Raw genomic sequence first — 13,287 nt, forward strand, 5'->3', positions numbered from 1 at the left:
TTCGGCTACACTAATCGACTACCCATAAGAAAACCTGAAGCCGACAGTGCATTACCGAAGCATCGTCGCGAGCCATGGCCACGAAGCCTCCAGGAACAGCCCGATACATCGTCCCCAAGCACAGAAACAAGCCATAGAACTGAAGCCATGACTGCCCTCGACCTCGAAAACATCAATGTTACCTCGTTCGCGTCCATGCCCACGCCGGCCGAACTGCACGCGAAGCTGCCCATGACGGACACGGCATTCGCCACCGTCACCAGGGGCCGCGAAGACTTGCGCAACATCCTCGACCGCAAGGACAGGCGCCTGTTCGTGGTGGTCGGGCCCTGCTCGATCCACGATCCGGTGGCCGGCCTGGACTATGCCCGCCGCCTAAAGGCGCTGCAGGAAGAAGTCAAGGACACGATGCTGCTGGTGATGCGCGTGTATTTCGAGAAGCCGCGCACCACCACCGGCTGGAAGGGCTACATCAACGATCCGTTCATGGACGATTCGTTCCGCGTGGATATCGGCATGGAAAAGGCGCGCCAGTTCCTGCTCGACGTGTGCGAGCTGGGCCTGCCCACCGCGACCGAGGCGCTCGATCCGATCTCGCCGCAATACCTGGGCGACCTGATCGCCTGGACCGCGATCGGCGCGCGTACCACGGAATCGCAGACGCACCGCGAGATGTCGTCGGGCCTGTCGACGCCGGTCGGCTTCAAGAACGGCACCGATGGCGACATCAGCATCGCCATCAACGCGATCCTGTCCGCCGCCAACCCGCACGCTTTCCTGGGCATCAATGGCGAAGGCAGCGTTTCCGTCGTGCGCACGCGCGGCAATGCCTATGGCCACGTGGTGCTGCGCGGCGGAGATGGCCGCCCGAACTACGATTCCGTGTCGGTCACGATCGCCGAGCAGGCGCTGGCGAAAGCCAAGCTGCCGGCCAATATCGTGGTCGACTGCTCGCACGCGAACAGCTACAAGAAGCCGGAACTGCAGCCGCTGGTGATGACGGACGTGACCAACCAGATCGTGCACGGCAACCGTTCTCTGGTGGGCGTGATGATCGAATCGAACATCTGCGCCGGCAACCAGAAGATCCCGGCCGATTTGTCCGAACTGAAGTATGGCTGCTCGGTGACGGACGCCTGCATCGACTGGGAAACCACGGTGCAGATGCTGAAGTCGGCCGACGCGGAACTGCGCCGCCGGCCGTAAGCACGCCGGCCACGCTTCCTCTATGGATAGGTGCTGGCCAGCGGCGCCACGCCATACGTGCCGGCCAGCGCCGCTTCCGCGCGGCTGGCCGGCGCGTTCAGCTCCAGCAAATCCAGGTAGATCTTGCCGTCCTCCACCTTGACGCTGTAGCGCCGCGTGCAACCGTGCTCGGGCGCCACCGCGCAGCCCGTCTCCAGTGCGATATTCCAGTGATGCTGCGGGCACGCCACATGCTCGCCCAGCACCATGCCCTGTGACAGCGGGGCGCCCTTGTGCGGGCAACTGTCGAGCAGCGCATAGATGCGATCGTCGGCCGTGCGGAACACCGCCACGCCCGGCAACTCCTGCCATGCCAGGCCGCGCGGCACGTGGTGCGCACTTCCCGGCACGATATCCTTGACCTTGCAAACCAGTTTCCAGTGTTCGGGCATTGCCTCTCCTTCCACGGCGGGTCGCCGCAACGCTGTAGAAGTAGCAAGAGCGATGCCATCGCCATGGCGGCAAAGCTCCCCGCCTTGGCCCGCCACCGCACTGCCGCGGTGCGGCCGCGCCCCGCGATCGCCCTTCCCTCCTGGGCTCGGCCTTGATGGAGCCCCGGCTGAAGTGGCCGCGGCTTTCCGATACAATGGCGGATTGCCCGTCATCTTCAGCCCTTATTTTCCTGCCCCTACCATGATCGTTCTCGGCGTCGAATCCTCCTGTGATGAAACCGGCCTGGCCCTGTATGACACCGGCCGCGGCCTGCTTTCGCATGCGCTGCATTCTCAGGTGGCCATGCACGAGGAATATGGCGGCGTGGTGCCGGAACTGGCTTCGCGCGACCATATCCGCCGGGCCATCCCGCTGCTGCAGCAAACGCTGGAAGGGGCGCAGATCGCGGCGGCCGATATCGATGCCATCGCCTTTACCCAGGGCCCCGGCCTGGCCGGCGCGCTGCTGGTCGGTTCGTCGATCGCATGCAGCCTGGGCCTGGCGCTGGACAAGCCGGTGCTCGGCATCCACCACCTGGAAGGCCACCTGCTGTCGCCGCTGCTGGCGTCCGATCCGCCCGAGTTTCCGTTCGTGGCGCTGCTGGTGTCGGGCGGCCACACGCAGCTGATGCGGGTCGATGGCGTGGGCCAGTACGAACTGCTGGGCGAGACGCTGGACGATGCCGCCGGCGAGGCGTTCGACAAGTCGGCCAAGCTGCTGGGGCTGGGCTACCCGGGCGGGCCGGCCATTTCGCGCCTGGCCGAGTTCGGCGATCCGGCCGCGTACAAGCTGCCCCGGCCGATGTTGCACTCGAAGGACCTGAACTTCAGTTTTTCAGGGCTGAAGACGGCCGTGCTGACGGTCGTGAAAAATGCCGGCGCCGCCAATGTCTGCGAGCAGGACAAGGCCAATATCGCGCGCGGCTTCGTCGATGCGATCGTCGACGTGCTGGTAGCGAAGTGCGTGGCCGCGCTGAAGCAGACGGGCCTGAAGCGGCTCGTGATCGCCGGCGGCGTGGGCGCGAACAGCCAGCTGCGCGCCGCGCTGAACGCGGCGGCAGCCAAAAAACGCTTCCGTGTGTACTACCCCGAACTGGAGTTCTGCACCGATAACGGCGCGATGATCGCCTTTGCCGGCGCGATGCGGCTGTCGATCAATCCGGGCGCGGCGAAGCGGGAATATGCGTTCAATGTGCGGCCGCGCTGGCCGCTGGATGAATTGAAGGTTATCTGAACGCTGGCGCCGTTCAGGCGCCCAGCAGCATTGCCGCCAGCCCCACCAGGGCCAGCAGGCCGCCGGCCGCCACGGCGCCGGTCTTCACCTGTTTCTTGCGTAACTCTTCCATGCGCTCGGTGCGCGGCGGCTTGGCCTGCTCGCGTGGAGCCGACTTCGCGGCGGTCGAAACTGATTCGTTCATGGTGCGCTCCTGGCGAAATATGTCTAGACGAGACAATGTAGCAGCAATTGGCGTGCCATGGCCACGAATTTGAAACGGTCGTGGTTGGATTGACAATGGCCGGGCGTGCCGCCCGGCACCTTGCGAGTGTCAGCGCGGTTCCTGCGGCAGCGCCTCGCCGCAGCTCTTGCAAAATCTCGCGTCGGCCTCGTGCCCGGAAGCCAGGCAGCGCGTGCAGACGCGCGCCGAAACGGGGCGCAAGCCGCGCTGGTGCGTGATTTCGGAACTGATGATGCCGGTCGGTACCGCCAGGATGCCCCAGCCCAGCAGCATCATGCACGAGGCGATGGCGCGGCCCAGATCCGTCTTCGGCACCAGGTCGCCGAAGCCGACCGTCGTCACGGTCGAGATGGCCCAATAAACCGCCGTGGGAATACTGGTGAAGCCGTGCCGCGGTCCCTCGACCACGTACATCACCGTGCCCAGCAGGAATACGATCATGAACACGACGGAAAGAAAGATCAGGATTTTGCGCCGGCTGGCCAGCAGGGCATTGCCCAGCATGCCGTATTCCTGGATATACAGCGTAAGCTTCAAGATCCGGAAGATGCGCAGCAGCCGCAGGATCCGCACGTCCAGCAGCACATGCGAACCGGGCACGAACAGCGATACATAGCTGGGCACCACCGACATCAGGTCGATGATGCCGAAAAAGCTGCGCGCATAGCGGTCCGGCCGCTTCACGCACAGCAGCCGGCCGATGTACTCGACCGTGAACAGCAGCGTGAACAGCCATTCGGCCGCCAGCAGCCACGGCCCGTACGCGCGCGCCACCGGCGCGATCGACGTCAGCACCACGGTGACGACGGACAGCACGATCGCACCGATCAGCACGAGGTCGAAGATCTGGCCCGTGCGCGTATGCGACTCGAAGATGATCTCGTACAGCTCTTCGCGCCAGCCGCCCTCCGGCTTGCCGAAATGCTGGTGCGGATCGGCCGAGAGCTCGGGCGGCGCCGGGGCCTTGGTGGGACGCTCGTTCATGGGGGTGTTCATGGGGAACTCACGCGGTGGGCCTGGATGGTCGCGGGGTGGCTCAATGTAGCGCAGCGCCCAGCAGGTCGGCGCGCGGATACGCCCAGCGCGGCACGTTGCCGCACGGTTCGCGGCTGGCCTGGGCAAGGTCCATCGTCGTGAAATTGCCGCGCGGCGTGGCCGAGAAGCGCAGGTCGCTGGCCACTTCCGCATCCACCGCCGGCATGCGCGCAAAGCGCAGCCAGGCGTTCACGTGGCAATCGTTCCTTGCCAGCGTGCGCAGCGTGGCCAGGCTGCCCTGCCAGGCGGAGGCAAAGCTCACCCCGGCCGATTCCGTGTCGCGGGCCGCCGGATCGGCCAACGCGGCCGGGCAATGCGCGAGCACGTCCGGCGCCAGGTTGAGCAGGCCACGGCGGATGCGGTAGCTGCCCTGCCCGGCATTTTCCTCGATGCTCACGAACGACCAGCACAGTGGCTGGGCCGGGAAGGCCGTCATCGCCACGTCGAGCACGCGCGATGCCGGATCGGCCCGTTGCAGCGCCGCTTCCACGCGGGCCCGCCCCACCGACGAGGTGCCGCCCTGCACGGCAATGAAGGCCACCGACACCAGCGCCGACAGGGCCAGCGCACGCCGGCTCTGCATGCGCGTGATGCGCAGCGCCGCGATGATGCCGCCCATCAGCAGCAGGCCCGCCAGCGCGACCGGATCCAGGTAGCCGCGCCAGGTGACGTAGCCCAGGAATGCCGCCAGCCCGGCCAGCGCCACGCCGCGCAGGAAGCGCCGCGGGATGGCCAGCGCCAGCGGCACGCCGAAGGCCACCCAGAACACCGGTTCGACGATGAACACCAGGCCGCCATAGAACCAGCGCGGATCGAACGGCGCCAGTGGATGGATGCCGTACGAATACAGGAAATCCATCGCCATGTGCAGCAGGAAGCCGAGCCCGATGGCCAGCCCGAGCCCGAGCCGCGCCTGGCCGCTGTGCCGGAGCAGGCGCCGCGCGTTCGGCCACAGCAGCCACAATGCCGCGAGCAGCAGCAGTGCCTGGGGTATCGCATACAGCAGGGTATGGGTATGGCCGCGGTGGTGCAGCAGGTAGCCCAGCGGTGCCGGCAGCAGGTCGGTCAGCACCAGGTCCAGGTCGGGGAAATTGCTGGCCACTGCGCACGCTGTTAGCAGCAGGCGGTGGCGGGTGCGCTGCCGCGCCTCGTCGGGCTCGGCAGGCAGCGAGCGTTGTACCAGTTCGCCGATGCCGAGCCCGACGAAGGTGTGGGTGACGTTATCCACTCAGCGGCTGACCTCGACCCCGTGCCAGAACGCGATGCGGCCCTCGATGGCCTTGGCCGCGTCCTTCGCGGCCGGGTAGTACCAGGCGGCGTTGCGGTTCAACTGGCCATCCACTTCCACGTCATAGTAGCTGGCCACGCCCTTCCAGGGGCACAGCGTGGTGTGGCTGCTGTCCTTCAGGTATTCGCGCCTGACGCGCTCGGGCGGGAAATACACGTTCTGCTCGACGATCTCCACCTCGTCGGCGGTGGCCTCGGCGATGACGGCGCCGTTCCAGATGGCTTTCGGCATGGCTGTTCTCCTGATGTCTGTGGTCCGATGATACGGTGCTCGCTGCGCGCACGCTTCCCCACTGTGGATGGCGGGATGAACAACATTTCGTGCCGCGGCAGTGTAGCTCAAAAGACCCGGTGCGGTCACACCGGCATGCGGATCAGGTGCCTGCCAGGATTTGCCGCAGCGCACCTTCGAACACCTCGGGCGGCTGGCCGCCGGAAATGAGGTGGCGCTGGTTGATGACGACGGCCGGCACCGATCGCACGCCGGCTTGCTGCCAGTATTGTTCGAGCATGCGCACCTCGTCGGCGAACTGGCCGGATTCCAGCACTTGCCGGGCGGCGGCACGGTCCAGCCCCACCCGCTCTGCCGCGCCCAGCAGCACCTCGTGCGAGCTGGGGTCTTCGCCGTTCGTGAAGTAGGCTTCGAGCAGGGCGTGCTTGAGTTCCTTCTGGCGCCCCGCTTCCTCGGCCCAGTGCAGCAGCCGGTGGGCATCGAAGGTGTTGTAGATGCGGCTGCGCTTGTCCATCGCGAACGTGAAGCCGACCGCCGCGCCGCGCTGGCGGATCATTTCGCGCGACTGTTCCTGCTGCTCCGGCGTGCTGCCGTATTTTTCGGCGATGTGTTCGGTGATGTCCTGCCCTTCCGCGCCCATGTCCGGGTTCAGCTCGAACGGCTGGAAGTGGAATTCGGCGCTTGCCTCGGGAATGCGGGCCAGCGCGGTTTCCAGCGACTTCAGCCCGACCGCGCACCAGGGGCAGGATACGTCGGAAACGAAATCGATACGGAGCGGTGCGGGTGTGCCAGGTGTGGAGGTCGTGGAGATGGCGGGTGTGGACATGGCGGCCTTCATGGATGCGGGGCCGCCGGCGGCGGCCGATCGCCGGATGATGAGGGCCGCTGCCGGGATTGCAAGCCGCTTTTACAAGTTACTTCTTCTTGGCACCCGCGGTGGCGCCCTTGCTCTTGCTGCCGATGCGGCTTTCCTTGCCGGCCATCAGGTTGCCGATGTTCTTCGCATGGCGCCAGATCAGCAGGCCGCACATGGCCACCACCGCGAACAGCTGCGGCTCCACGCCGAACAGCAAGCCGTAGTACAGCGGCGCGAACACGGCGGCGATCAGCGCGGCCAGCGACGAGTAGCGGAACGCGTAGGCGATGATCAGCCAGGTGGCGAGCGTGGCCAGGCCGAGCCAGATATCGAGCGCCAGCAGCACGCCGGCGGCCGTGGCCACGCCCTTGCCGCCCTCGAAGCGGAAGAACACCGGCCACAGGTGGCCGAGGAAGACCGCGATGGCGACCAGCGCGATGGTGCCGTCGCCGACGCCGAGCTGGCCGGCGAAACGGATCACCAGCCAGACCGCCAGCCAGCCCTTGAAGGCGTCGCCGACCAGGGTCCAGATGGCGGCGCCCTTGTTGCCGCTGCGCAGCACATTGGTGGCGCCCGGGTTGCCGGAGCCGTAGGTGCGCGGGTCGGACAGGCCGTAGACCTTGCTCACGACGACAGCGAAAGAGATCGAGCCGATCAGGTAGGCGGCAACCGCCAGCAGGAGGGTAGTCATTTCCTGTAATTATCCTATGGAGTATGGGTGGAGCACGTGGCGATCAGTCGGCCAGCGCGCAGGTGACCGGGCGCGCGCCCAGCACCTCGGTCAATGTGCGCGGGGCGATGCCCACCAGGAAACCGCGCCGGCCGCCATTGATATAAATTGTTTCCAGTTGGAGGATGGATGCTTCGACGTATACCGGCATCGCCTTGCGCGTGCCGAACGGCGACGTACCGCCCACCATGTAGCCCGAATGGCGCTGCGCGACCTCCGGCTTGCACGGTTCGACGGATTTGCAGCCGATGTTGCGCGCCAAATTTTTCGTCGACACCTTGCGATCGCCGTGCATCAGCACAATCAATGGCTTGGCGGCTTCGTCCTGCATCACCAGTGTCTTGACCACGTGGTGCTCGTCGACACCCAGTGCGCGCGACGACACCGAGGTACCGCCATGTTCTTCGTACTCGTAAGGGTGTTCGCTGAACGGCACCTTGTGCTGCCTGAGCAGCGCGGTTGCCGGGGTCTCTGAAATGTGCTCTTTCTTGGCCATGCCGTGTTACGATCGTTTGAAAAGGAGTTTCTCATTATGCAGGAAGAAATTCGCTTTGCGACCTTCAACGTCTGCAACCTCGCCCCGCCGGGCGTGAAATTGTACGACAACCTCGAGCCCCTGACTCCCGAAGGCTACGACGCCAAGGCGAACTGGATCGCGCAGCAACTCGATCAACTCGACGCGGACGTGATCGGCTTCCAGGAAATCTTTTCGCAGGCGGCATTGCGCGATGTCCTGTCCCGCACCCGCAAGTATGGCGAAGCGCTGCATGCCGGCTTCGACCCGGATCCGCGGGCGCACCGCCTGACGCCGAGCGTGGCCATCGTGTCGCGCCTGCCCTTCGCCGGCACGCCTGCGGTGTATGCGAGTTTTCCCGCGGACGTACCCTGCGATTCCGGCAATCCGGACTCCGACCGCTTCGCTCGCGCGCCGCTGCATGTGCAAGTGGTTCTGCCCGGCGAGCGCACCGTGGACGTGGTGGTGGTGCACCTGAAATCGCGCCGTCCCGATTACCGCAGCGGCGACAGCGGTGAAGACCCGCTGCACTATGCGATGGCCAGCCTGCGCTCGCTCGTCTGGCGCGGCACCGAGGCGGTGGCGCTGCGTGTGCTGCTGTCGAAGATGATGCGCGAGGCACGCCGCCCATGCGTGGTGCTCGGCGACTTCAACGACACCGCCGATGCCGTCACCACCACGATCGTGCTGGGCACCGGCGGCACGCGCAGCCTGGCGGAAGACGGGAGCGCCCTAGGCGTGGCGGGCGAGCGAGGAAGGCGCAGCGGTGCGGATGGCGTCCAGGCCGAGGAGCGCCGCGGCCGGCTGTACGACAGCAACCAGATCCAGCTGCGCCAGGACCACTTGCGCCACGTGGGCTATACCAGCATCCACGAAGGGCATTACTCGACGATCGACCACGTGCTCGTGTCGGAGGAATTCAACCGGCATTCGCCGCGCGCGATCGGCGAGGTGGTCGACGTCAGCTATTTCAACGACCATTTGCGGCTGGAGCGGCCCGAGGCGTCCGACCATGGGCAGGTGCTGGTGCGGATGCGGCTGTTCTGACGCGCCTTACGGCAGCCCGGCATCCGCCCTGCCCTGGCCAGCCAGGCTACCCACACTGCCCAGGCCGCCCTGGCCGCTGTCCTGCACCGCCGCTTCGGCCTGGCGGCCCTGGTACAGGTCGCACCCTTCGCCGCGCAGGAAAGCCAGCTGCCCCGGGGTCTCCACCCCTTCCGCGATCACCGTCATCCGCATGCTGCGCGCCATCGCGATGATGGTGCGAATCACCGTTTCATCGCCGCCATCGCGCAGGAAAGCTTGCGCGATCTTCAGCTTGTCGATCGGGTAATCCTTCAGCTGCCCGAGGCGCGACCAGCCGGTGCCGAAGTCGTCCAGCGACAGCCGCACGCCCAGCGCGCGCAGCCCGTGCAGCGTGGCGGCAGTGGCGCCGCCCCCCTTCATGATGATGGACTCGGTCAGCTCCAGCTCGAGGAAGCGCGCTTCCAGGCCGGCCGCTGCCAGCGCGGCACGCACGCGGTCGACCAGGTCGCGCTGCATGAACTGCGTCAGCGACAGGTTGACGGCCACCGCCACCGCCTGGCCGCCGTCATGCCAGCGGCGCGCGTGGCGGCAAGCCTCGCGCAGCACCCAGTCGCCGATCGGCACCATCAGGCCGGCCTCTTCCGCAACGCCGAGGAAGCGCTCCGGCAACAGCAGGCCCAGCTCCGGGTGGCGCCAGCGGATCAGCGCTTCCAGCGCCACCAGGGTGCCGGTGGCGATGTCCAGCTCCGGCTCGAACGCCAGCTCGAACTGCCCTTCGGCCAGCGCGCGGCACAAGCCCTGCTCGAAGGACGCGCGTTCGACGATGCGTTCGTTCATCTCGGCGCTGAAGAACTGGAAGTTGTTGCGGCCGCCCTGCTTGGCGTGATACATCGCGATGTCGGCGTTCTTCACCAGGGTGTCGATATCGTCGCCATCGCTGGGGAAGATGGACACGCCGATCGACGTGGACACGTGCAATTCGTGGCTGCCGATCGCATAGGGCTGGCAGATCGCCTGCCGGATCGTGTCCGCCACGTGCGCCGCGTGGTCGATGCCGCCGATGCCGGCCAGGATGATGACGAACTCGTCGCCACCCTGCCGGCTGACGGTATCGACCTTGCGCACGCATTTCAGCAGGCGCGCGGCCACTTCCTGCAGCAGCTGGTCGCCCACCTGGTGGCCCAGCGTGTCGTTGATGCGCTTGAAGCGGTCCAGGTCCAGGAACAGGATCGCCAGCATGCTGCCGTTGCGGCGCGCGGCGGACAGGGCCAGCGACAGGCGGTCGAGCAGCAGCACGCGGTTCGGCAGGTCGGTCAGGAAATCGTGTTCGGCCAGGTGGCGCGTCTGTTCTTCCGAGCGCTTGCGTTCGGTAATGTCGGAAACGATCGCCATGTAGTTGCTGATCTGGCCGTGGCTGTCGCGGATCGCCGTCAGCGCCAGCCAGGCGGGAAACAGTTCGCCGCCCTTGCGGCGCGACCAGATTTCGCCCTGCCAGTGATCGGTGGCCTCGATCTGGTCCCAGACGGCGCGGAAGAAGGTTTCATCCTCGATGCCGGAACGGTAGACCGACAGCGGCTTGCCCGGCATGTCGCCGCTGCCGTAACCGGTGATTTCCGAATACGCGCGGTTGATCGAGATGACGTGGCGGTCGCGGTCCATCAGCAGGATCGCATCGCGGCTGTTCTCGAAGACCTGGGCCGCCAGGTACAGCGTGCGCTCGGCGTGCTTGCGCGCCGAGACGTCGACGTCCATGCAGAACACCTGCGTCAATTCGCCTTCGTGGTACACCGGCACCAGCGTGGAATACAGCCACAGCTCGTGGCCGCTGGCGGTGCGCACGCGCCAGTCGCCGATCGGCGAATGCTGGCCGGTGCGCCAGGCTTGCTCCACCAGGGCGTCGTGCTCGGCTTCGCGGTCGCCGCGCGAGAACAAGCCCTTCAGGGGCTGGCCGACCACCGCTTCCGGCGCCACGCCGGACAAGTCGGCACAGGCCCGGTTGCAGAAACGGATGCGGCCTTCGCGGTCGATACTGCACACGGCCACCAGTGGCGTGTGTTCCAGCGCCGCCACGAGGCGGGCGATCAGGTCGAGGGCGGCCAGCGCCGGATTCGGCGCGGCTCGCTGTGCGGAGGGGGAAAGGTGATCTTGCGGGGCCATCGTGCCATTCTTGCCGCCCTGCCAGGCGCGCGCTTGCGCTGGCTCAAGAATGGCTGCTTGTACGGCAATTTTGTTGCCCAAATACAAAAGCGGGAACCGCCAGCGCTCTCCGGACAAACCTGCCTTGCAAGCGGTGGCCGGTTTCCGATGTCCGCTACGGCAGGGCGGTTCAGCCCTGCCTGAGCACCGTGGTGTTTTCCTCGCAGCGCGGTTCAGCCCTGCCTGAGCACCGTGTGTTCTCCTCGCAGCGCGGTTCAGCCCTGCCTGAGGGCCGTCGTATCTTCCTCGGCCTGGCCTTCCTCGGCCTGGCCCTGTTCGACCCGGCCTTCCTCGACCCGGCCTTCCTCGACCTGGTCTTCCTCCGTCTCGTATCCTGCCGTGTCGGCCTGCTGCTCGCCGGCCGGGCGGTGCTTCGCCTCTTCCTTGCGCTTGGCCTTTTCCTCGGCCTTGCGCTTCTTTTCCAACTCGCGTTGCCGCTTCTCGTACTGAAAATTCGTTTTTGCCATGACTGCCTCCGTTGCCGACATTATGCGACAGATTAGCATCGCAGATTTTTCAACCCCGCGGATGATGCAGCGCATGCAGCTGTTTCAGCCGTTCCCGCGCCACGTGGGTATAGATCTGGGTGGTCGAAATGTCGGCATGGCCGAGCAGCAGCTGCACCACGCGCAGGTCGGCGCCATGGTTCAGCAGGTGCGTGGCGAAGGCATGGCGCAGCGTATGGGGCGACAGGGGCGCGGTGATGTCCGCCTTGCGCGCGCATTTCTTCACGACCACCCAGAACATCTGCCGCGTCATCGGCCCGCCGCGGCCCGTGACGAACAGCGCATCGTCCTGCTGGCCATTCAGGATCACGCCGCGCCCGTCGCGCAGGTAGCGCTCGATCCATTGCCGGGCTTCGCCGCCGAACGGTACCAGGCGGGTCTTCTTGCCCTTGCCGGTGATGCGCACCACGCCCTCGTTCAAGCCGAGCTCGGTGACCTTCAGCGCCACCAGTTCCGAGACCCGCAAGCCGCTCGCATACATCAGCTCGAGCATCGTGCGGTCGCGCAGGCCCAGCGGCTCGCGCACGTCCGGCGCGGCCAGCAACGCTTCCACGTGGCTTTCCGACAGCGTGTGGACGAAGCGGGCCGGCTGCTTCGCCGATGCCAGCTGCAGGCAGGGGTCCTCGGCGATACGCTGGCGGCGCAGCGCCTGCTGGTAAAAGCGTTTCAGGACCGACAGCCGCCGGTTCGACGAACTGGCCTTGGTGTCGCCATGCCGGGCGGCGAAATAGCCGGCGATGTCGCCGGCATGCACGGCCAGCAGGCCGGTGCCGGGACGGGCCTGCGCCAGCCAGGCGGAAAACAGCTTCAGGTCGCGCCGGTAGGCATCCAGCGTGTTCTTCGACAGGCCGTCTTCCAGCCACAGCGTGTCGCAGAATTCATCGATCAGAGCAGGGTCGTTTGCTGCCATGCGTATTCGCGATGCCCTTCGTGCGCCAGCAGCCAGCGCTTGACGTCCAGCGTGAAGCCGTTGCGGTCGTCGCTGCCGGCGAAGCCGCCCAGGCCTTGCGCGCCCGTCACGCGGTGGCATGGAATGACCAGCGGAAAATAATTTGCGCCGCACGCCTGGCCCACCGCACGCGGCATCGAGCCGACGAACTTGGCGATCTCGCCGTAAGTGCGCACTTCACCGCGCGGGATCGCCCCGATGGCATCCCACACCTTGCGCTGGAATGCGCTGCCGACCTGCGCCAGCGGCAAGTCGAAAACGAAATCGGCATCCTCGCAGTAGCGCCGTACCTGCGCGGCGGCGCGTTCGGCAACCGCATCGGTGGGCGCCTTGTCGGCGAAGCTGGCCGGCAGGTACACCAGCTCGCTGACGACGGCGCCACCGGTGCGAATGCCGAGCGCGCCGAACGGGGTGGAAACGATGGCCGCGAACAGGTCGGCGGCTTGTTGTATTTGCGTCACAATTAACTCCAGACTACTGTGGCAAACATGCTACACGAACGCCGCATGGCGTACCAGAGCTCCTGTGGACGGGGCGTTTCGCGGTGCATCGCTGCCGGACTCGCCATGACGTTTCACCACGGCGATCCAGGGAGAGCCAGGGAGCGCCATGAATGCACGGACGAAAAAAAACGCACCTTCTGGTGCGTTTTAAGTATTGCTTTGGCGCGGCTCCGGTTGTTTGGTCCTGCCGCGGCTGGCTTTTGGCCGCCTTCAGCAGTGATGCCAACAACATACTGTGAACCGCGTGTCTCCTCGATTTATCGCCGTCTCCGGCATGCCGTTTTTATTACCACTCCCCACTAACCCGCATATTCGTTGCT

At 66.1% G+C, this 13,287-nt stretch carries 15 protein-coding genes; 3 read left to right on the top strand and 12 right to left on the bottom strand.

Features of this window, described 5'->3' with window-relative positions; genetic code table 11:
* The first annotated feature begins 147 nt into the window (after nt 1–147).
* The gene (locus tag OU994_RS28335) at nt 148–1,206 is read left to right on the top strand and encodes a 3-deoxy-7-phosphoheptulonate synthase (RefSeq protein WP_131144027.1); all 1,059 of its coding nucleotides are present in this window, start codon (nt 148–150) and stop codon (nt 1,204–1,206) included.
* Between the two features lie 20 nt (nt 1,207–1,226).
* On the opposite strand, the gene nirD is transcribed toward OU994_RS28335, so the two are convergent.
* Nucleotides 1,227–1,637, bottom strand: a complete 411-nt coding sequence (gene nirD, locus OU994_RS28340; protein ID WP_281608627.1) for a nitrite reductase small subunit NirD — start codon at nt 1,635–1,637, stop codon at nt 1,227–1,229.
* 241 nt (nt 1,638–1,878) lie between these two features.
* Between nirD and tsaD the strand changes: the two genes are divergently transcribed.
* Nucleotides 1,879–2,910, top strand: coding sequence for a tRNA (adenosine(37)-N6)-threonylcarbamoyltransferase complex transferase subunit TsaD (gene tsaD, locus OU994_RS28345; RefSeq protein ID WP_281608628.1), 1,032 nt, complete (start codon nt 1,879–1,881; stop codon nt 2,908–2,910).
* Nucleotides 2,911–2,923: 13 nt separating this feature from the next.
* On the opposite strand, the gene OU994_RS28350 is transcribed toward tsaD, so the two are convergent.
* The 7 genes from OU994_RS28350 to ybaK all read right to left on the bottom strand — a co-directional run bounded on the left by OU994_RS28350 (nt 2,924) and on the right by ybaK (nt 7,769).
* Complete coding sequence (locus OU994_RS28350; RefSeq protein ID WP_165497559.1) at nt 2,924–3,094, bottom strand: hypothetical protein; 171 nt, start codon at nt 3,092–3,094, stop codon at nt 2,924–2,926.
* 129 nt (nt 3,095–3,223) lie between these two features.
* The gene (locus OU994_RS28355) at nt 3,224–4,129 is read right to left on the bottom strand and encodes an ion transporter (protein WP_281608629.1); all 906 of its coding nucleotides are present in this window, start codon (nt 4,127–4,129) and stop codon (nt 3,224–3,226) included.
* Nucleotides 4,130–4,169: 40 nt separating this feature from the next.
* Nucleotides 4,170–5,396, bottom strand: coding sequence for a metal-dependent hydrolase (locus OU994_RS28360; RefSeq protein WP_281608630.1), 1,227 nt, complete (start codon nt 5,394–5,396; stop codon nt 4,170–4,172).
* Nucleotides 5,397–5,687 carry a DUF427 domain-containing protein gene (locus tag OU994_RS28365; RefSeq protein WP_131144023.1) on the bottom strand — a complete coding sequence of 97 codons (291 nt, stop codon included), beginning with the start codon at nt 5,685–5,687 and terminating at the stop codon, nt 5,397–5,399.
* 142 nt (nt 5,688–5,829) lie between these two features.
* Nucleotides 5,830–6,513: a DsbA family oxidoreductase gene (locus tag OU994_RS28370; protein ID WP_281608631.1), complete on the bottom strand. Its 684-nt coding sequence runs from the start codon at nt 6,511–6,513 to the stop codon at nt 5,830–5,832.
* A gap of 88 nt (nt 6,514–6,601) precedes the next feature.
* On the bottom strand, nt 6,602–7,234 hold the full coding sequence (plsY, locus tag OU994_RS28375; RefSeq protein ID WP_131144021.1) for a glycerol-3-phosphate 1-O-acyltransferase PlsY: 633 nt from the start codon (nt 7,232–7,234) through the stop codon (nt 6,602–6,604).
* 43 nt (nt 7,235–7,277) lie between these two features.
* Nucleotides 7,278–7,769, bottom strand: a complete 492-nt coding sequence (gene ybaK, locus OU994_RS28380; protein ID WP_131144020.1) for a Cys-tRNA(Pro) deacylase — start codon at nt 7,767–7,769, stop codon at nt 7,278–7,280.
* A 36-nt stretch (nt 7,770–7,805) separates the two neighbouring features.
* Between ybaK and OU994_RS28385 the strand changes: the two genes are divergently transcribed.
* On the top strand, nt 7,806–8,834 hold the full coding sequence (locus OU994_RS28385) for an endonuclease/exonuclease/phosphatase family protein (RefSeq protein WP_281608632.1): 1,029 nt from the start codon (nt 7,806–7,808) through the stop codon (nt 8,832–8,834).
* A 6-nt stretch (nt 8,835–8,840) separates the two neighbouring features.
* On the opposite strand, the gene OU994_RS28390 is transcribed toward OU994_RS28385, so the two are convergent.
* From OU994_RS28390 to OU994_RS28405, 4 genes are all read right to left on the bottom strand, one after another.
* Nucleotides 8,841–10,970, bottom strand: coding sequence for a bifunctional diguanylate cyclase/phosphodiesterase (locus OU994_RS28390; RefSeq protein WP_281608633.1), 2,130 nt, complete (start codon nt 10,968–10,970; stop codon nt 8,841–8,843).
* 254 nt (nt 10,971–11,224) lie between these two features.
* Entirely contained in the window at nt 11,225–11,476 is a 252-nt protein-coding gene (locus tag OU994_RS28395; RefSeq protein WP_281608634.1) for a hypothetical protein, read from the bottom strand.
* 49 nt (nt 11,477–11,525) lie between these two features.
* Nucleotides 11,526–12,425, bottom strand: coding sequence for a site-specific tyrosine recombinase XerD (xerD, locus tag OU994_RS28400; RefSeq protein WP_281608635.1), 900 nt, complete (start codon nt 12,423–12,425; stop codon nt 11,526–11,528).
* Nucleotides 12,401–12,925 carry a methylated-DNA--[protein]-cysteine S-methyltransferase gene (locus OU994_RS28405; RefSeq protein WP_229420674.1) on the bottom strand — a complete coding sequence of 175 codons (525 nt, stop codon included), beginning with the start codon at nt 12,923–12,925 and terminating at the stop codon, nt 12,401–12,403. Before OU994_RS28405 ends, xerD begins: the two co-directional genes overlap by 25 nt.
* Between the last annotated feature and the right edge of the window lie 362 nt (nt 12,926–13,287).

This window comes from Pseudoduganella sp. SL102 (assembly GCF_027856995.1).
Taxonomy (GTDB): Bacteria; Pseudomonadota; Gammaproteobacteria; order Burkholderiales; family Burkholderiaceae_D; genus Rugamonas; species Rugamonas albidiflava.